Here is a 20,142-nt window from a genome sequence, read left to right on the forward strand (position 1 = left end):
CATTTTATACTTTATTTAAATTTTTAGTTAGTTAAACCATGTTCATCTACCCATTGTTGCATATCCTGTGGTAATGGACTGTTTAATTCAATCCATTGCCTTGTAAAAGGGTGTAAAAACTGTAATTCACCACAATGTAATGCTTGGCGACTTAATATCGGTGTTAAAGGTCCACCGTATAAATCATCTCCAACTAAAGGGCCACCTTGATAAGTAAGATGCACACGAATTTGGTGCGTGCGACCGGTATGCAATTGTAACTTTAACAAGGCACTATCGCACAATGATTGATGTAACCAATACTCTGTCAGTGCTTGTTTACCACTTTCATGCACTTGTCTAGTAATCAATGAGGCTTCACTACGTGCAATCGGGGCATCAATTAATCCATGCGGCTCCCATTGTGCTTGACTTGAAATAGCATAATAGATTTTTTTGATTTCACGATTCTTTATTTGGCGGTCAAAATAGGCATGAGCAAGTCGATGTTTAGCGATTAACATTAATCCAGTCGTATCACGGTCTAATCGTGTCACAATATGAATCACTTGGTCTGCATATTGTTGCTGAACATAGTACCCTTTAATACGATTTGCCATAGCACTGTCTGGGTCTTTAATTGACGGAATAGACACCACATCTGCCGGTTTATTAACCACTAATACATCTCGGTCTTCATAAACTATCTCAATCGGTTCAAAAGACGGCAACACAGTATCATGCCCCTTTTCATCAGGTGCTACTAATGTTAAAGTATCACCTTTTTGAATTGTCGCTCGCACCGTTACAGGATTGCCATTCAAAAGAATCGCACCACCGAATTTCACTGCCGTTGTAAATCCTCGTGGCAAATCAAGGTGATGAAAAAAATACTTAATTTGCGTTGGTTCTTCCAGTTGGCAACTATACTCAAACTTCATCTTATTGGTTTAACTCAGCAACTTTTTTAACAAAGGCTTCAATAGCATTCATTGTATGTTCATGATTAATCTTATCGACAACCTCTCCATTTTTTACAATAAATGCGTGTGGCACTGTTTCAACATTATACGTGCCAATAATTGATTGGTAACTCGCATCATCACTACGTTTTCTTGTATTGTAATAATGCACTTTCACACCATACTCTTTAGCTAAATGACTTAATTTTGGCGTAAATGCTTTACAATATGGGCACTCATCAAAGCCTAAATAAATAATGCCTACCTCGTTTTGTGTACCTAAAATAAAATCTGTATAAGCGGCATCTGATGTAATTTCTTCCACATTCGCATAACTAATTGGTGATTTTGTCCCCTCTGAATGTTTTTCAATTTTATCCAATTCAGCATATAATTTATCTTTTTCTGCTTGAGCCATTGTCTTGAATTGTGTATCTTCTGGAATCACCACTTCTTTATCCAAGCGATTTTCTGCCGTAACAGTTTGATTAATGTCAACAGAAGAACCACCTAATTGCGAAACTAAATCACATCCTGCCACTAAAAATGCTGCCGCTGCAGCGATTAAAGTTAATTTATATTTTTTCATATTTTCTACTCTCCTATTCTGGTTCGCTTGGGTTGACTTGGCGTCCACTTCAAAAGTCTCTTCTGTGCGTTTTACGCACGTCAGTGACTTTCTCCAGTGATCCAAGTCAGAACACCCTCGCTTACACTATGTTTATTCTGGTTCGCTTGGGTTGACTTGGCGTCCACTTCAGATGTCACATCTGTACGTTTTACGCACGTCAGCGTCTTCTTCCAGTGTTCCAAGTCAGAACACCCTCGCTCACACTCTATTTTAAATGATTATTTAATTTTGTTTCCGTTGGATAATTACGTCCGATAAAGGACGCTTCTACTCTATCCCAAAAATGCGTATGGCGAATATTCGCAAATCGAATGCGTTCATTCGCTATTTGTAAACGAATCGAGCGTACTGGAAGATTTTCCAATGTCACATTGTCGAACATTAATGTAAACACGCTATCTTTACCATGAATGGACGGTTCAATACGAAACCATTCATCTTTAGGAATAATCATCGGCGAACCGAGTGAACGGTAAACTCGATTATTTAATGATGCCATTTCAGTCAATTGAATCGCATCTAATCGTGGATGCATCACAGCGCCACCTAATGATTTACTCAATCCAGTAGAACCTGTTGGTGTCGCTACACATAAGCCGTCACTTCGCAATGTTTCAAAAAAACGATTTTTCACATAGATGTCACTCACCATAGTTCCTGTATTGGAACGCAGTGAACATTCATTCAATGCCAAGTACCGAGTAAGCGTTCCGTCTTGTTGTGTTACTTCAATATCGAGTAAGGGATAACTAACAGACTCTTTTTGATTACTAGAAATTAAGCTATCGACCAATTCATCTAATTCATACGATTGCCAATCTGCATAAAAGCCTAAGTGACCTGTATGAATTCCGATAAATTGAATCGTTGACAATAATGATTGATACTGATGAAAGGCAGATAACAAAGTACCGTCCCCACCAATCGTCATCAGATAATCGAATGGTTGCCCCTCTTCTACAATCATTAAGCCCCGTTTTTTCATCTTGTGTATTAACATTTCTTTCAAATGCAACGATACTGTTTGGTTATTCGTATACACATATACTCGGGATTGCATAATATCTACTCGCTTTCTATTTTCTATCAAAAATACGAATTGCCTCTCTAATTTCATCTCGAATTTCCGACATTTCTTCGTCTAACATAAACGCAGCTTCACTCGCACGCTCAAGACGTAATAAAATTTCTTCTGGATATTCTCCACGATATTTATAATTTAAGGAATGTTCAATCGTTGCCCAAAAATTCATCGCTAATGTACGAATTTGAATTTCAACAATAACCGAAATAATTTCACTGGCACGTTGAACAGGATATTCAACAACCATGTGATACGACCGGTAACCACTTGCCTTATGATTTTTTATATAATCACGCACTAACAATACCTTAAAGTCTTGGCGTTCTTGTAATAAATGTGCCACCTCATAAATATCTTCAACAAACTGGCACATAATACGAATACCAGCAATATCCTGCACTCCAATTAAAAAATCTTCTGGCTTAATATTGCGAATCGCCATTTTTTCTAAAATACTCTCTTTGGTTTTCACTCGCCCAGTGACAAACTCAATCGGCGTATGGCGTTGACTTGAACGATATTCTTTACGAATATTTTTTAATTTCAATTTCAACTCTTCTACTGCTTGTTCGTACGGCGCTAAAAATTGACTCCAGTCTTCAATAAAATTATCTTCAATCATGACGCTACACCTCATTTATCCCTGGTCTATTTTCGATGAGTTGTATCGCTCACCCTGTCTATTTTACCACATCTATACGAAATGTCATTGTTTATTATCAGAAAAATTTGTATAATTGACACTAAAATTACTACAAAATATAGCATCGTGTTAGCACAGACATTTTAACTTGAACCACTCTTAAAGTGAACCAAGCTAACTAGATTAAACAGGAGGATTGAGATGAGTTATTCGATTGAACAGGAAATTAAATCATTACTAACGCAAGAGGAATTTTATCAAATATTAAATTATTTCCAATTAACAGCAACCGATTATCAGTCGCAACAAAATACCTACTATGACACTGAAAATCAATTGCTTAAACAACATCATGCAGCTCTACGACTGCGTAATTTTAGCATGGCAAGCGAATGGACATTTAAGCAAAAGCACGATGCACATCGTTCATTGGAATTAACCTACGCACAAAATTATTTACAGCTACCTGCACCTGCATCTATCGCTGTTTATCAAGTAGAAGATGCCGTTATTCGTGACCAATTAGAACAATTAATGCCGACTGATACGGAATTATACTCGTTTCTCACAATCAAAACAAATCGTTGGATTGTCAAAGTCCCTTATGGTGAATACGCCATTGACCAAACTTTCTATGGCGATAGCATGGATTTTGAAATCGAATTAGAAACTGATGACTTAACCACTGCCATGGCAGAATTTAACACATTATTAGAGGATTTAGCCATTCCGTTTCGTGTTGCAGATAAAAAAATTGCTCGAGCTTTGCGTTACTTGTCTCAAAAATAATTCACAAAAAATTCATATTTAAGAGCATATCATTCGCATTCCCTTATTATATTTGATAGTATAAACCTATCAATGAAAAAGAGGGGGAAAATCATTTTGGAATCCAATTATCAAGTTGAATATATGACAAATGGTGTTCCCAAAGTGTTTGAATTCTATTTATTTGTAAATCCTCTAGGTCAGAAATGCTATGTTTGTGAGTGCGAATTGCAAAAAACACTGACGAAAATATCGACAAATGTTGATATTCATGTCATTTGTTTCCATAATCAACAAATTGTTTCTGATTTTATGAAACAATTAAATATTCCAAGTTCTGATTTAACATCACGAAATTATATTTATCAATCCGTCTACCTTGCATCATTGGCCTATAAGGCTGCTACTATGCAAGGTAAGAAAAAAGGTCGTCGCTTTTTAATGCGAATGCAAGAAGAAATTGACGGTTACTTAGAACGTTTTTCAGACCAATTTATTTTAGACCTTGCCGAAGAGGTGGGACTTGATATGATGACTTTTAAAGAAGATTTAGAGTCAGATTATGCACGTGACTTAGTCTTCCAAGATTTACAAATTGCTAAAGAAATGGCAGTAGAAGGCACTCCAACATTAGTTATGTTTGAGCATCGCCTCGGTGAAAAAGGATTGCTTTTAAAAGAAAATATCACAGCATCCAACATCATCTCACATTTAGATGAATTGGTTCGTTATGATTTTATTAATCAATCCAACAAACCTAATTTAGTTCTACTACAAAATAAATAGCACTAACCCATGGAATTTTTATTTTATGGAGTGCAATAACTATATTCAAAAAAGTGTTGGCGATTCATTTCACCAACACTTTTTATTATTACTTTTTAATTAATTCTGTTAATTCAATTTGGCGTTCACAATTAGCAATTGATTCACCAGTAACAATTACTTGTCCAACTAAATCCTCTGGTTGTTTTCCGACTGGGTTAAATAATGCAAATCCCCAATCTGTGCGTAACATATATTGCGTCAAGACATTCTCAATCTCCAAATCTTGCACTTGTAAAGAAATGGCTGCAAAACTACGTGGACGCAATGTTGGTAAAGGTAAACCGACAAGTGAGCGAATCATCGCCTCGAAATGTGAAACCGACATCGAACCTATAGTAAAAATCGCTTCATCAGCCAAACCGACGGACGCTTTATTCACATATACCACACCTGCTGATGTAATTAAACATTCAATCGTTAACGAACCTATTAAGCCAACAGATTCAGCAATTAATTGACCAATTCGCTCGATTTCTTGCTCTATTGCTGAATGCAAAGTTATCGGATAACGCACTTGCGAACGTCCCTCTGCATTGATACGCTCAAAAATAGGATAAATTAATACTTCTCCACGGTCATTTCGCACCACTGTCATCACAGCTTTTTTCATCGTTGGAATCCATGCTTCTAGTATACATGAACTATGTTCAACCTTTTGTGCTGCTGCTTCATAGTCATCTTCACTATATAATACCACCGAATTTTCTGAATTAGGCAAATGACGATTCGTTGATTTTAAAATACATGGGAACCCGATATATTCAATCGCTTCTTTAATATCACTTAGCGATGTCACTAATGAAAAAGGTGCTACCAATAAGTGCAGTGAATCAAGATACACTTTTTCAAGTAACCTATCCGTTACCAACGAAATTAAATCTTCAGACAATACTACATTAGCAATCTCTTTCAAGACATGGTAATCTTCAGGAGAAAGTAAGCCTGTTTCTGCAATGACAATATCCACTCGCTCTGCAAATTGGCTTAAAACAAACTCATCATAATTTTCAGCAATAGTCTGCCAAGATGCAAATTGATGCACAGGATTATCCGATACAAGCACCAAACTTCCCACGTGATACCCTAAACGACCTGCTTCTTGTGCTAAAATAGCAGACGCAATACTCGAACCAATAATACCAATCGTCGCTCCTGGATAATATTTCACCGACATTTTCACACCCCACTTTTTCTGATTAAATCATCACTCATTATCTTATCATATTTTCAGTAAAAATCGAGATGTTTTCGTTAATATTCCCATTTTTTCGCTAATTCTCTTACGTCTCTTGCGTCTCTTACGTCACACATTATTTTCATACAATATCTGAAGAATTCTCACTGGAATTTTTCATTTGAGTACTATCTAATAAATAATCGACCGATACTTGATACAAATTAGATAATTTTATTAATAAACTTCCTGTAATTTCTGAACTACCATTTTCAATACGAGAATAGGCTGATTGTGACAATGCTAAATAATTCGCTACATAATGCTGCTTATATGAATATAATACTCTTAAATCTTTGATACGTGGAAACATTGTTCAACACCCTCTCTATCTCTATTTAATATCAATTTATCATAATATTGTCGATATTTCAATATCAACATTTTTACACATTTGATTATTTTATACATATTTTCATTAAAATACACTTATTACTAATGAAGTTTGATAATACCTATTAAGTTGGTAAAAATTACCTTTAAATAGAGTGAGATTGATTAACTTTGTACGCTATTATTAATAATAGATAAAGGGGTGATTTTATGTCGTTTGGTCAACGTATTCGTAAATTAAGAAATGAATACCAGCTATCTCAAGATGACTTAGCTAGAGAATTAAATATGTCGCAACAAAGTATTAGTCGTATCGAAAATGACATTGATGTTTCGATTTCTACTGCTATCAGTTTTGCACAATATTTTAGAGTATCCTTAGACTATTTATGTGGACTATCGACAAGCAAATACCCTCATGTTGCTCATGCCGACTTTTCTGATGACCATACACAAGGATTACTTTATCATTACAACACAATAGAAAAGACGCATCAAGATATTGTCTACGATTTAGTAGAGCAATTTTCCAAAAAATTCCCAAAAGAATAGCCTTGAAATCACACATACGATTCCAAGGCTATTTGTTGTTCATCTATTTGCTAGAGTTTTCTTGACGTCCACTTCAAAAATCGTTTCTGTGCGATTCTCGCACGTCAGCGACTTTCTCCAGTGATTCGTGGCAGAACGTCCTTTCTCTCACTATAGTTTACGGCTTTTGTTTTCTACTTCTGTTGTTAATTGGCTAACAAATGCATCAAATGATAGGGTTTCTGAATTTGTCGCACCGTATTGGCGTACATTAACTGTACCGTCTGCTACTTCTTGGTCACCAATAACGATTTGATATGGTACTTTAGATGTCTGAGCTTCACGAATCTTGTACCCTAATTTTTCATTTCGTAAGTCCATTTCCACACGGAAACCTTTCGCTTTCAATGTTTCATAAATTTCTTGAACACGGTCGCCATGTGCATCTAAGTTAACCGGTAAAATAACTGCTTGAACTGGTGCTAACCAAGTTGGGAAAGCTCCTTTATACTCTTCAATTAAGTAAGCCACGAAACGTTCCATTGTTGAAACAACACCACGGTGAATCACGACTGGACGGTGAATGTCTAATCCATCTTCACCCACATAAGTCAAATCAAAACGTTCTGGTAATAAGAAGTCTAACTGGATTGTTGACATTGTTTCTTCGATACCAATTGCTGTTTTAAATTGAATATCTAATTTTGGCCCATAGAAAGCAGCTTCTCCTGTCGCTTCGAAGTACTCTAAACCTAAATCGTCCATTGCTTCTTTCAACATACCTTGAGCTTTTTCCCACATTTCATCATCGTCAAAGTATTTCTCTTTGTTTTCAGGGTCACGATAAGATAAACGGAAACGATAATCAGTAATGTTGAAATCTTTGTACACATCTTCAACTAAGTTAACCACACGTTTAAACTCATCTTTAATTTGGTCTGGACGAACGAAAATATGTGCATCATTTAAAGTCATTTCACGTACACGTTGTAAACCAGATAAAGCACCTGATTTTTCATAACGATGCATCATACCTAATTCGGCAATACGAATTGGCAATTCACGATAAGAATGAATATCATCTTTATAAATCATCATATGATGTGGGCAGTTCATTGGACGCAATACTAACATTTCGCCGTCACCCATATCCATTGGTGGGAACATATCTTCTTGATAATGTGCCCAGTGACCTGATGTTTTATATAAATCGACTTTCGCCATAATCGGTGTATACACATGGTCATAACCGAGTGCAATTTCTTTATCCATAATGTAACGTTCGATAATACGACGAATTGTTGCACCTTTCGGCAACCAGAATGGCAAACCAGAACCAACTTCTTGGCTCACCATGAATAAACCAAGTTCTTTACCTAATTTACGGTGGTCACGCTCACGTGCCTCTTGACGTAGACGCATAAATTCATCTAAGTCTGCTTGATTGAAAAAGGCAGTACCGTACACACGTTGCATCATTTTATTATTCGAATTACCCCTCCAATAAGCACCAGCTAATGATAATAATTTGAATACTTTGATTTTGCCTGTTGACGGCACATGAATTCCACGACATAAGTCTGTAAAGTCTTCTTGTGTGTAAACAGTAATCACTTCATCTTCAGGTAAATCATTAATCAATTCTACTTTATATGGGTCTTTAGCAAAAATTTCTAACGCTTCTTGCCGTGATACTTCACGACGTACAATCGGATAATTTTGTGAAATAATTTTTTTCATTTCTTTTTCGATTGCTGGTAAATCTTCTTCTGTAATTTGGACTTCTTTATCCGTATCGTAGTAGAAACCTGAATCAATTGCTGGTCCAACACCAAAATGTACATCTGGAAATAGACGTGTCATCGCATGAGCCATTAAATGAGCAGTTGAATGACGCATAATTTGTAATGCTTCTTCACTTTTATCGGTAATAATTTCAATCGCACCGTCTGATTCAATCGGACGAGTAAAATCGATTAATTCCCCATTTAATTTACCTGCTAAAGCAACCTTAGCAAGTGATTTACTAATTGATTCTGCTACTTCTTGTGTTGTTACACCAACTGGATACTGACGCTCATTTCCGTCAGGAAATTTTAACGTAATCTTTGACATTTTTTCTTCCTCCTAATGCTTGAACTATGCTCTAAATCATTTTGGACAGCAACGAAAAAAATCCCATTGTATACCAAATAAGATATACAATGGGACGATTTACTCGTGGTTCCACCCAATTTTAATTGAAATAGAGTCCTATGCCTACTTCAATCCTCACTCAGTTTAACGCACTGCACGTCTACCGTTTTAAAATCCCGATAGCATCTAACAAAGTGGTCTATCATAAGTCGATACAAGACGTTTCACCAACCCGTCTCTCGCTAATTCTCGTACTTATCATCGCTGTCTTTGCTCAAGTCAATTTATGTTTATATTTTGGTTCGTTCGGCTTGACTTGCCCTCCACTTCAGAAAATCACAGTGTGTGTTTTATGCACGCCGATATTTTCCCCCGATGATTCAAGCTAAAGCCGCATCTCTCATACCATGTTCATTATGCCACTAAATTTTCTGAAATTCAAGTGGTATTTATTAGCTATTCTAAACTATTTTCGATTATTTGTTTATGGCTGCTTTCAAAGCATCGACCCTATCTAACCGTTCCCATGGCAATGCCACATCTGTACGACCAAAATGTCCGTAAGCTGCAGTTTTAGAATAAATCGGTCGACGTAAATCCAACATATTGATAATACCACGTGGAGTTAATTGGAATACTTCACGTACGGCAGCAATCAATGCTGATTCATCTACGGTACTCGTTCCAAATGTATCTAATGAAATCGAAACCGGCTCTGCAACACCAATTGCATACGCTAATTGTACTTCACAACGTTTTGCTAAACCAGCAGCTACGATGTGTTTTGCAATATAACGAGCTGCATAACTAGCTGAACGGTCAACCTTAGTTGCATCTTTACCTGAAAAAGCACCACCACCATGACGAGCGTACCCGCCATAAGTATCTACGATAATTTTACGTCCTGTTAAACCAGAGTCACCAACTGGCCCACCAATAATGAATTTACCAGTTGGATTGATAAAGTATTTAGTTGCTTCATCTAATAATTCTGCTGGAATAATTGGTTTAATGACATACTCAATCATATCTTGATAAATTTGTTCTAGCGTTACATCTTCTGAATGTTGTGTACTAATAACCACTGTATCGACACGTTTCGCCACTTGCTTTTCATCATATTCAATGGTAACTTGTGTTTTTCCGTCTGGACCTAAATAAGCTAACTCACCTGATTTACGTACTTGTGCTAAACGAAACGCTAAGCGATGACTTAACGAAATTGGTAAAGGCATTAATTCTTCTGTTTCGTCCGTTGCGTAACCAAACATTAATCCTTGATCGCCGGCACCAATTTCAGCTTCTTTTTGACTATCACGAGTTTCAATCGCATTATCAACCCCTTGTGCAATATCCGGTGACTGCTCGTCTAATGACACTAACACAGCAACATTTTTAGCATCAAAACCATATTGTTGTTTATTATAGCCAATTTCATCAATCTTTTGACGTACAATTTGTTGAATATCAACATATGCTGATGTTGTAATTTCTCCGAAAACTAAAACTAAGCCAGTATTAACTGCCGTCTCACACGCAACACGTGCATAAGGGTCTTGTTCTAAAATCGCATCTAAAATCGCATCACTAATTTGGTCGGCGATTTTATCTGGGTGCCCTTCGGTTACTGACTCTGATGTAAATAAACGTTTTTCTGACATTTATATTCCCCCATATTTCAATTTGGTTACAAGGCATTTTCACTTTTAATAAAGTGAACCCTATCGGGAAGATTTGTATTGTAACTGTTAAGATTATAACTTAAAATATAACTAATAGAAAGCATTTTAACTGTTTAAATCATCAAATTCAGGAGGGAATTTATGACGACTATATTAAAGATACTACAAAATCCATTATTGAAAATCTTTTTATCTCCGATTTCAGTTATTCTCATTGGACTAGCTGTCGGTTTAACCAACACGACAAATCCGCAATGGTTAAGCATACTTTATCTCGTAGTAATTGCTATCAGTTCTCAATTAATCGACCATTTTTTCCATCAGAAATTTATCAAACAACACGATAATGCAACTCCTGAAATCATTCTATTCATCAGTGAGTTTCTATTGATTGGTGCCAGTATCTTATTCGCACTCTCTAATCACTGGATTTTAAATGTGTTACTTGTTTTTTATATTCTCTTTATTCATATCCAATATAAGCCATTCATCATGGTCAATAGCTTTTATCAATTTATTTTGTCGATTTTCTTTAACGGCTTTGTTTTAAATTGTATCGCTTATTATAGCCAAACAGCTACACTTACAACGCAATATCTAATTTTACTGATTCCATTTTTATTATTAGTTCTCGGTATTACGATTGATTCAATGCATTTAAAATATGGATTTATTAGTAGACGCCCACAATCGTCGCTCTACCACTGGACAGCTATTGCATTATCTTTTGTTTCATTACCAATTGCATTTTACCTTGCTTTGCCGAGCAAAAGTTATTTTTTAGTTCAATTATTATTTATCGTTATTTCCGGATTAGTAATGATACCTTTAGTAGTGAATGTCAACAATGAAAAGCGTCGTCAAAATAAACTAAATTACTTAAATGCAGTATTATTTATTTTCAGTATATTTTATTGTCTAGCTATACTATTTTAAAAAACAGGTGGCATATTCGTGACGTTTCGGCACGAATATACCACCTATTTTTATGCAAATAAAGAGCCAGTCAAATTACCGACTAGCTCTTAAATAAATTAGTTTTCTGAAATTGTACGTTCTTGTTCTACTGCAGCTTGTGCTAAGATATTTAAGTAGTTCCAAGGACGATCGAATACTGGTTGGAAGAAGAAGTCTACATATGCTAAATCATCAATTGTCATTTTGTTTTGAACCGCTAATGACAATGTGTTAGCTGATGCAGTACAGTCATATTTAGACATTACTTGTCCACCAACGATACGATTTGTTCCTACTTCATATACTAATTTCATGTAGATTTTTTCGTTTGTTGGCATAAATTCTGGACGGTAATTATCTTCCACGTATACTGAACGTGTTTCTAAACCAAACATTTTAGCTGAATTATCAGTTACACCAGTTGAACCGATATTCCAACCGAATAAGTGTAAACCAGAAGTTGCTTGTGTACCACGGTAAGCTACTTTATCACCATTGATGTTTTTACCAACTAATGAACCCATACGAACAGCATTTGTTGCTAATGGAATATATGCATGACCATTGTTAGGGTTGTAGTTAACAGCTGCAGAATCTCCCGCTGCAAAAACATCTGGGTGAGAAGTTTTCATGTAGTTATCAACAATAATCGCACCGTTAGGCATTGTTTCTAATTGGTCTTTAACTAAGTCAGTATTTGGACGGAAACCAACACAGACAATTACCATATCTGCATCGTATTCACCTTTATCCGTAATTACTTTCGTTACTTTTCCATTTTCACCTTGGAAACCTTTAACCATTTCGTTTAATTGAACAGTAATATTACGGTCACGTAAATCTGCTTCTAATACATCTGTAAATTCTTTGTCTAAGTATTTGTTTAAGATACGATCTAAACCGTCGATTAAAGTTACTTGCTTACCTTCTAAACCAAATGCTTCTACTAATTCGATACCGATGTATCCACCCCCGATTACGACTACTTTTTCAGCATCGCCTTTGCGTGCAAAAATTTCTTTCGCTTGGTTATAGTTTTTACATAATAATACGTTTTCTAAATCATAACCTTCAAATGGTGGTAAGATTGGCCAAGAACCTGTTGTCACAACTAATTTATCGAATGAAGTTTCTGTTACTTCACCTGATTTTAAGTCTTTAACAGTTACTTTTTTGCCATTAATATCTACATTTGTTACATCATGTTCCATATGAACTTCTGCACCTAATGCAGCTAATTCTTCTGGGTTTGAGTAGAATAAACCTTGAGGGTCTTTTACTACACCACCAACATATAAGGCAATCCCACAAGATAAGAATGAGATATTATCATTGCGTTCATACACTACTACTTCTGCTTCTGGGTTCTCATTTAAAATTGTTTTAACCGCTGCAGTCCCAGCATGTGTACATCCAATTACTACTACTTTCATGTTAACCTCCTAAGATTAAAAACAAAAATTGTATTGCTATGTTTTTAATATACCACACATTTCACAAAAAGATAGCGTTTATGTTATAAACGTTTTTTATAAACAAACACTATCTTTCTTTATCACATCAACATTTATCAAATGTTTATCAGTGAATCTTATACTATTTTCACATGAAAGTTAAATTTTTACGAATTTTAATTCACAAATCATCTTATAAATAACTATAAATATCACGTTTCACTTGCTCACACTTTTTGAGTGCTTAACAAACCGAAAAAGTTTTTCACAACATTTTATCGTAAGTATCACCGTCAAAAATATTTATATAAATTTATTATAAGAACACAATGACTTCTCTAAATTAAGATAATAGTAATCTCTTACTAGGCTTCCATTAACTGCTTCATGCGATAATCCAATACATCAAAATCAATAATTCGTGCTTGACGATGCCATTCTTTCCCTTGATAAAACAAGAGAACAACGGGGGCTGTAAACAATTGAAATTGTCCAGCAGCTTCGGGTATTTCATTAGCCTTAATCTCAAATGCTGGTATTTTAACATCGTTTACTAATGTCTCAACTCGTGGCTTATCCGCTGTACAGACACTACAATTCTCCATTGACACATAAATCAATACTTTTTCTAACTGCTCAATTTTTGTTAATAAGTGGTCAAATTGCGTAATTTTTTCCAATCAAACATTCCTTTCTATTTCACGACAACCAATGCACTTTTTAAGTATGCATCTACCAAACGTTCCGTTGCTTCAATCGACTCTCGATGTGTTCGTTCATAAGAGTGGCTCGATTCAATTCCTGCACCTAATAACGCATGCTTCACTTCTGCTCCTGCACTCATCGCTGCTGATGCATCACTACCATAATATGGATAAATATCTAATTTATATGGAATCTCTTGTTCTTCACACAATGCAACTAAATGTTGACGGAACTCATAATGATATGGCCCACTAGCATCTTTCACACAAATTGATGTCGTATATTCATCGGTTTGTTGGTCATCTCCCATTGCTCCCATATCCACTGCCAAATACTCCACAACTTTATCTGAAATCGTACTATTGGCACCATGCCCTACTTCTTCAAATACACTAAACATAAAATGTGTCGTTTGTGGCAAGATGACTTGTTCCTGTTGATACACTGTCAATAAATTCAGCAAAATACTAGCTGATACTTTATCATCTAAAAAGCGTGATTTAACAAATCCAGTCGGTGTAATAATTGTTCTAGGGTCAAATGAAATAAAGTCCCCTACTTCAATCCCTAAATCACGTGCTTCTTGAGCATTCGTCACTTTAGCATCTAAACGCACTTCCATATTATCTTGTGTCCGTTCAGCTGTCCCAGCATCACGGTAAACATGTGTACTCGTTTGATGAATCAAGATTGTTCCACTGATAACTTCCCCTGTTTTAGCACTGTGAACTAAACAATTTTCTCCCTCAATCATATTCCAAGGAAATCCACCAATTTTGTCCATTTTCAAACGACCGTCACCTTTAACTGCACGAACAATCGCACCTAAGGTATCGATATGTGCCGTTACCACACGATGATGTTCATCATCAGCACCTAGAACGGTAACAATCACATTTCCTTTTGCCGTACGATAAGGCTTATAGCCCAAATTCTCTAATACATTGATTAAATAATTCGTCACACCTGTCGTAAAACCTGTAGGTGACGGAATTTCAAGTAATTGTGTCAAATAATCTAAAGTTTTATTCATATTATTTATTCCTTTCATTTAATTGGTTTATTTCGTTTCAAAAAAGGCAAGCATATCTTGATATACCTGTTGTGCATTTTCTTCATGAATAATTTCATGACGCATTTCAGGATAAATATGTTGTTGAATCTGATGATAACCAGCACGTTTTAATGGCATCAGAGAACGTTGCAGTCCCTTTTCACCACCAGTAATAACAGTATCTTCTTCTCCCACCAAGTTTAAAATTGGTAAATTAGGATTTTTGGCCTTGAATGATTCCTCAAATTGTAAGGCTGCATTCATTTCAATTACCGATAAATTTCCTGCGTTCATAAATAGTGGTGTAGATAAACGGTCTTGTGCAATAGCTTTGATATTTTCTTCATTGCGACTCAACCAATCTGACCCTTTTGGCAAAATATTTAATAACCGATTGTACTCATGTTCACCTTGATAAAAACTCACCATTCTTGCCAACCATACACCTACTGGAGCGACTTCACTAGGATACGGAGTTCCACTTAATACCAGCTTATCAATTTTAACATCATGCTCTTTTAGGTAAAGTCTCGCTAACATCGAACCCATTGAATGTCCATATAAATAAATTGGTAAATCCGGATACAAAGTTTGTCCGAAATCTGTTACTAATGCTAAATCACTAATCAATTCATTGAAACCATTTAAGTAGCCTTTTGGATATTTTGTTGTTAAAGAACGACCATGTCCACGATGATCATTGGCAATGACGGCATATCCCTTTTGATTCAAAAATTGGATTAAAGGTGCATAACGACCTTGATGCTCCAAAGCCCCATGTACAATTTGGACAAGCCCTCTAGGCTCTTTCACGTCATAACACTTCACAAATAACGGAAAATTACCACTTGCTTTTAAGCGATATTCTGTTTCTCTTTTTCTTACTTTACTCTCATCTAAAATTTGCACCGGTTGTATCTTACCACGATGAAACCAACGTTTCTGTGCGTAAAATATTTGTGGTAAAGCAATCGCAACACCTGCTGCCAATCCTAAAAATCGTTTAATTTTCATCTTTATATACCCTCCTCGTCATACCAAAGATTCATACACCTATTCTCTTTACTATTAGTTTAACATATTTCGACTACGACTCCCAACAAATGAACCGACACATTCTGTACAACATTCTTCCGTAATACAAAAAGGAGTTGGGCTTTACCCCAACTCCGATAAGGAAGTATTGTATAAATTAAAGATTAATTTCCGTTGTTTTGTTCACGTAAAATACGTTGTGCTTCACGCTCTGTTTCATAATCATCAGCCGATGCTGGTTTGTAACCTTCATGACTGTAAATAGCGATAACTTTTTTCCCTTCTTCTGTTTGAGAAATATTAATTAACGCTTGTTGGAATGCTTTCTTAAATTCTGGTGTCATAATATCTGATGCTAAACTTACAGAAATTGTATCATTGTAAACATTTGGTGTTACACCGATAACATTTGTTTCTTCCCAGATAGATACTTTACGACCCATGTCTTTCGTCCAGTCATCAGCATTATCTGAACGTAAATCAGCATATCCTACCATAACGTCTACTTGTTCAGCAGCTAAACGTGCAACAGCACTACCGTATGATTCAGCTTGAACTACATTTGATAAATCAGAAAGTGATTTACCTTCAAATTGTTTACCTAACCAAATAGATGGGTAAATATAACCTGAAGATGATGATGATGACATAACTGCCCATTTAGCACTGTCTAAATCTTCCCATGTTAATTTTTCACCAGCATTGATTTTTGCAGCTAATTCTTTACCTTTAGCTGACGGTCCAGCGATAATTAACCCTTTGTAATAAGTTACTTGATCTTCTGTACGCTCAGTTGGTTTGCCGTCATTCCAATCAGCTGGATTTTCAGAATCTTTATTCAATCCTCTTCGTGTTGACGTTAAAATAACTTCCATTTCATCTTCATATAAAACAAAAGTTCCTCCAGGAATAAAACCAGCGTCAGCTGTACCTGCTGCTAAAGCTTCACCTGCTGCTTCGTAGTTTGTACCTACTGTAATATCTACTGCTCCTACTTTAAAGCCTAATTTAGCCAATTCATCAATTAATAATTGTTTCAATGGCTCTGTTGTTGTGATAATATCTTCAGGATCACGAGACGGAACGAACATTAAACGTAATGTTTCAATTTCTTCTTCTGCACTTACCTTTGTAGCAAATAAACCTGTGAACAATGTTGCGACTAAACTTAATAACGCGACATAACGCCATACTTTTGTCATGAGAAAATTCCCTCCAAAATAATGTTATGAGTGAGTTCCCTAGAATACTTGACTCCAGTGCCCTACTCAACTTCATTATAACAAACGTTTTTTCAGGTTGGTAGGTGCTCTAAGGCTTTTCAGCAAATATTCTCGTAACAAAACTTAGATACTCATTCAAAGCCCGTCATTATCACTTTTTCACCCCATAAAAAACACGAACATTTAAAAGACTGCAAGTTAATATTGTTAGATTCACTATTTTTTCACATGAATGGTGTGGACATGGGCGTAAAACTTAGGATTTTACTGAAGTAAAAAAATAGTACATGAAGTTAATCACCCAACTCCATGTACTTGATTTTAATTCGACTTATTATTTGTCAAAGATGTTTTTTACACCGTCAACAGCACCTTTAATCGTTTCTGATACATCATCAGCTGCTTTTGATACTGATTCAACTGTTTGAGCAGCTTTTTCTTTTAGATTTTCTAATGTCGATTCAACTGCACCCTCTGCTTCAGTATGTTTATCTCCTAAAGCTTTACCTAATAATTCTTTACCTTTTGCTGTTAATTCTTCTAATGACATATTATAACACTCCTTTTATTCAGCTAGTCTTATTATACCGTACCATTCCTATTTTCTCAAATTATTACTGTATAAATGATTCAATAAATTTATCTAATTGGTCACGGTCACGAGCTTTTTGAGCTAACGAAATATTTTGTGGGTTCAAATAAATACGCACCACTTCTTCTTGGCTATCAGTTAAAGCAACGATTGCTTCTCCCTCTTCTTTATGCCGAATACGTTCGACCACTGGATAGCGTGTTGATAAAAATTCGTTTATATCTTCGGCAACTGCTTCTCGTAAAATACGATACATCTCTGCTTGCGGCTCTGGTATCATATAGGCATCAATTTGCACAAAGGCTTCTTTTGATTGTTTTTTCTGTGACTGTTTCTCTCTTTTTTTATTTGCCATATTTTCACCTACCGTTTAATAACATATTGTTCCATAAAACGTGCCTCAGCATCGTCTACTAATTGCTCTAAAACATCAATAACTGCCTGACTTTCATTATCGCCAATTTGATAGTGACTATGCAATACTAAATCTTGGTCAGCATTTGCCATTGCGACACTATAAGTTGCCTCTGACATCATCGTTTGGTCGTTCAAACTATCACCAAACACTATTGTTTCATCTTTTGAAACATTTAACTGTTGTTGCAACCATGCAACTGCTCTTCCTTTACCACCTTGTCGATGATAAATATCAATCCATTCATCGCCACTCGTCACGATTGAGATATCTGAAAATTTATCTTGAACCGTACGAACTATTGCCTTATTTTTTGCTAGAGTATGGCGACTATAAATCGCAATTTTAACAACTGGCGCATCATTAGGCAATTGGCTAAACGAATCAAGATGTTCAACTTGGTTATTGTAACGCATCACTTTATCATAAGCAGGACCCGATGTTTCTCTAAAATAAGTAGTCATCCCTGTACTCATATTCAAATAGTATCCGTCCATTTCATCAAAATAATTCGCTAAACGTAGCACCAAATCTTTTTCCATGCCTACAACACGTTGTACTTTTTGATTAATCATCAAATAATTTCCATTATCAGCAGCAAAATGCAACTTAGACTGCGTTTCCTCATCGAAAAATTCTGTCAATTTATGATACGAATTTCCACTCGCAATGCAAATTGTCATACCTAACGAAATCAGTTTAGGTATAACTGCCGCAAACCGCTCTCGGTCATAACTTTTGTCACGTCGCAGTAAAGTTTGGTCCATATCAATACAGATTAACTTAATCATTATATTATCCCTTTCATATCACAATCTCTCCGAGTGATTAAATTATACCAAATAATCGTCTTAGACGCTAATGAGGTTTTGCAAATAATCATTTCAAAAAAGCCTTGGAGCTACTCGCCCCAAAGCTAAAAAATCATTTCTCTTTCGCATCATCATACTTATGGCAATACGTTCCCTGCACTGCGATAAATGTCATACCACTCTTCACGGCTCAACTGCACTTCACTAGCTTGTGCCATTGATGCAATGCGCTCCGGATTCATCGAACCAACAATCGGTTGCATCTTAGCTGGATGACGCATAATCCATGCCATAACCATTGCTTCAAAAGATACACCTTTGTCTTTGGCATATAAATGCAAAGTAGTCGTTAATTTCTGATATTTCGGATGCTCCATAAATAACCCTTGTCCTAAATCAACTTGAAACGGTGACCATGGCTGAATCGTCATTTCGTGCAGACGACTAAATTCTAATAACCCACCAGTATGATTAACCGATGCATCATTTAACATATTCACATTCAAACCCTCATCAATTAACGGCGTATGTGCTGGTCCAAATTGTAATTGGTTTACAGCTAAAGGTTGCGTGACAAAATGCTGTAATAATTCAATTTGCGCTCGATTTTGATTACTAACACCAAAATACCGCACTTTACCACTTTCAAATAATGTATCAAAAGCAGCAGCTACTTCTTCAGGCTCCATTAATGTATCTGGACGATGTAATAATAAAAAGTCCAAATAATCTGTTTGTAACCTTGATAAAATTTGCTCAACAGATGATACAATATGCTCTTTTGAAAAATCAAAGAATCCTTTACGGATACCCACTTTTGATTGCAAAAAGATATCACTACGTTGAATGGCTGTTTGACTTAACCCTTGTGCAAAAATAGTTTCTGATTGACCACCCCCATAAATATCAGCATGGTCAAAAAAATTAATGCCTACATTATACGCTGTTTCAATTACTTTCGCTGCCTCTTGTGTAGTTAAAGCTGCCATTCGCATACAACCATGTGCTAATTGACTTGCTTTAACCGGTGTTTTCCCAATATTAATTGTCTTCATTCACTATCCTCCAAATATTTAAAATAGAG

The 20,142-nt window shown here is 35.8% G+C and carries 21 protein-coding genes and 1 riboswitch; of the genes, 4 read left to right on the forward strand and 17 right to left on the reverse strand.

The features are described 5' to 3' along the window. Nucleotides 1-23: 23 nt before the first annotated feature. From JDW14_08010 to JDW14_08025, 4 genes are all read right to left on the reverse strand, one after another. Nucleotides 24-920 carry an RluA family pseudouridine synthase gene (locus JDW14_08010; GenBank protein ID QQD65229.1) on the reverse strand — a complete coding sequence of 299 codons (897 nt, stop codon included), beginning with the start codon at nucleotides 918-920 and terminating at the stop codon, nucleotides 24-26. Between the two features lies 1 nt (nucleotide 921). Further along, the gene (locus tag JDW14_08015) at nucleotides 922-1,530 is read right to left on the reverse strand and encodes a thioredoxin family protein (GenBank protein ID QQD65230.1); all 609 of its coding nucleotides are present in this window, start codon (nucleotides 1,528-1,530) and stop codon (nucleotides 922-924) included. 247 nt (nucleotides 1,531-1,777) lie between these two features. Next, nucleotides 1,778-2,632 (reverse strand): NAD kinase, encoded by an 855-nt coding sequence (locus JDW14_08020; protein QQD65231.1) that lies wholly within the window; start codon nucleotides 2,630-2,632, stop codon nucleotides 1,778-1,780. Between the two features lie 16 nt (nucleotides 2,633-2,648). Next, complete coding sequence (locus JDW14_08025; GenBank protein QQD66539.1) at nucleotides 2,649-3,275, reverse strand: GTP pyrophosphokinase family protein; 627 nt, start codon at nucleotides 3,273-3,275, stop codon at nucleotides 2,649-2,651. 225 nt (nucleotides 3,276-3,500) lie between these two features. On the opposite strand from JDW14_08025, the gene JDW14_08030 reads away from it, so the two are divergent. Together JDW14_08030 and JDW14_08035 are read left to right on the forward strand one after the other, a co-directional pair. Beyond that, nucleotides 3,501-4,088, forward strand: a complete 588-nt coding sequence (locus JDW14_08030) for a CYTH domain-containing protein (GenBank protein QQD65232.1) — start codon at nucleotides 3,501-3,503, stop codon at nucleotides 4,086-4,088. A 96-nt stretch (nucleotides 4,089-4,184) separates the two neighbouring features. Continuing rightward, the gene (locus JDW14_08035) at nucleotides 4,185-4,853 is read left to right on the forward strand and encodes a DsbA family protein (protein ID QQD65233.1); all 669 of its coding nucleotides are present in this window, start codon (nucleotides 4,185-4,187) and stop codon (nucleotides 4,851-4,853) included. Nucleotides 4,854-4,941: 88 nt separating this feature from the next. On the opposite strand, the gene JDW14_08040 is transcribed toward JDW14_08035, so the two are convergent. Together JDW14_08040 and JDW14_08045 are read right to left on the reverse strand one after the other, a co-directional pair. Further along, the gene (locus JDW14_08040; protein ID QQD65234.1) at nucleotides 4,942-6,069 is read right to left on the reverse strand and encodes an ATP-grasp domain-containing protein; all 1,128 of its coding nucleotides are present in this window, start codon (nucleotides 6,067-6,069) and stop codon (nucleotides 4,942-4,944) included. Between the two features lie 142 nt (nucleotides 6,070-6,211). After that, nucleotides 6,212-6,442 carry a helix-turn-helix transcriptional regulator gene (locus JDW14_08045; protein ID QQD65235.1) on the reverse strand — a complete coding sequence of 77 codons (231 nt, stop codon included), beginning with the start codon at nucleotides 6,440-6,442 and terminating at the stop codon, nucleotides 6,212-6,214. A 230-nt stretch (nucleotides 6,443-6,672) separates the two neighbouring features. On the opposite strand from JDW14_08045, the gene JDW14_08050 reads away from it, so the two are divergent. Next, nucleotides 6,673-7,014, forward strand: a complete 342-nt coding sequence (locus tag JDW14_08050) for a helix-turn-helix transcriptional regulator (protein QQD65236.1) — start codon at nucleotides 6,673-6,675, stop codon at nucleotides 7,012-7,014. Between the two features lie 150 nt (nucleotides 7,015-7,164). Here JDW14_08050 and thrS read toward each other — a convergent pair whose 3' ends face one another. Both thrS and JDW14_08060 read right to left on the reverse strand, forming a co-directional pair. Further along, on the reverse strand, nucleotides 7,165-9,108 hold the full coding sequence (thrS, locus tag JDW14_08055) for a threonine--tRNA ligase (protein QQD65237.1): 1,944 nt from the start codon (nucleotides 9,106-9,108) through the stop codon (nucleotides 7,165-7,167). Nucleotides 9,109-9,605: 497 nt separating this feature from the next. Continuing rightward, nucleotides 9,606-10,790 (reverse strand): methionine adenosyltransferase, encoded by a 1,185-nt coding sequence (locus JDW14_08060; protein QQD65238.1) that lies wholly within the window; start codon nucleotides 10,788-10,790, stop codon nucleotides 9,606-9,608. Further along, nucleotides 10,788-10,874, reverse strand: a riboswitch (SAM riboswitch). It overlaps the preceding gene by 3 nt. 78 nt (nucleotides 10,875-10,952) lie before the next feature. Here JDW14_08060 and JDW14_08065 point away from each other — a divergent pair. Beyond that, complete coding sequence (locus JDW14_08065) at nucleotides 10,953-11,747, forward strand: hypothetical protein (GenBank protein ID QQD65239.1); 795 nt, start codon at nucleotides 10,953-10,955, stop codon at nucleotides 11,745-11,747. Between the two features lie 98 nt (nucleotides 11,748-11,845). Here the strand turns inward: JDW14_08065 and JDW14_08070 are convergent, their stop codons facing one another. From JDW14_08070 to JDW14_08110, 9 genes are all read right to left on the reverse strand, one after another. Continuing rightward, nucleotides 11,846-13,201, reverse strand: a complete 1,356-nt coding sequence (locus tag JDW14_08070; GenBank protein ID QQD65240.1) for an FAD-dependent oxidoreductase — start codon at nucleotides 13,199-13,201, stop codon at nucleotides 11,846-11,848. Nucleotides 13,202-13,587: 386 nt separating this feature from the next. Beyond that, on the reverse strand, nucleotides 13,588-13,902 hold the full coding sequence (locus JDW14_08075; protein ID QQD65241.1) for a thioredoxin family protein: 315 nt from the start codon (nucleotides 13,900-13,902) through the stop codon (nucleotides 13,588-13,590). A 14-nt stretch (nucleotides 13,903-13,916) separates the two neighbouring features. Next, complete coding sequence (locus JDW14_08080; GenBank protein ID QQD65242.1) at nucleotides 13,917-14,960, reverse strand: M42 family metallopeptidase; 1,044 nt, start codon at nucleotides 14,958-14,960, stop codon at nucleotides 13,917-13,919. 27 nt (nucleotides 14,961-14,987) lie between these two features. Next, nucleotides 14,988-15,995: an alpha/beta hydrolase gene (locus JDW14_08085; protein QQD65243.1), complete on the reverse strand. Its 1,008-nt coding sequence runs from the start codon at nucleotides 15,993-15,995 to the stop codon at nucleotides 14,988-14,990. 185 nt (nucleotides 15,996-16,180) lie between these two features. Beyond that, the gene (locus tag JDW14_08090; protein QQD65244.1) at nucleotides 16,181-17,218 is read right to left on the reverse strand and encodes a PhnD/SsuA/transferrin family substrate-binding protein; all 1,038 of its coding nucleotides are present in this window, start codon (nucleotides 17,216-17,218) and stop codon (nucleotides 16,181-16,183) included. 355 nt (nucleotides 17,219-17,573) lie between these two features. Then, nucleotides 17,574-17,789 carry a CsbD family protein gene (locus JDW14_08095; protein ID QQD65245.1) on the reverse strand — a complete coding sequence of 72 codons (216 nt, stop codon included), beginning with the start codon at nucleotides 17,787-17,789 and terminating at the stop codon, nucleotides 17,574-17,576. A gap of 64 nt (nucleotides 17,790-17,853) precedes the next feature. Next, a complete protein-coding gene (locus JDW14_08100) occupies nucleotides 17,854-18,186 on the reverse strand; it encodes a hypothetical protein (protein ID QQD65246.1) in 333 nt (110 codons plus the stop codon). An 8-nt stretch (nucleotides 18,187-18,194) separates the two neighbouring features. Continuing rightward, nucleotides 18,195-19,037, reverse strand: coding sequence for an HAD family phosphatase (locus tag JDW14_08105; GenBank protein ID QQD65247.1), 843 nt, complete (start codon nucleotides 19,035-19,037; stop codon nucleotides 18,195-18,197). 158 nt (nucleotides 19,038-19,195) lie between these two features. After that, nucleotides 19,196-20,113 (reverse strand): aldo/keto reductase, encoded by a 918-nt coding sequence (locus tag JDW14_08110; GenBank protein ID QQD65248.1) that lies wholly within the window; start codon nucleotides 20,111-20,113, stop codon nucleotides 19,196-19,198. Nucleotides 20,114-20,142 lie beyond the last annotated feature (29 nt).

The organism is Aerococcaceae bacterium zg-252, from assembly GCA_016237705.1.
Lineage (GTDB): Bacteria > Bacillota > Bacilli > Lactobacillales > Aerococcaceae > Globicatella > Globicatella yangjingiae.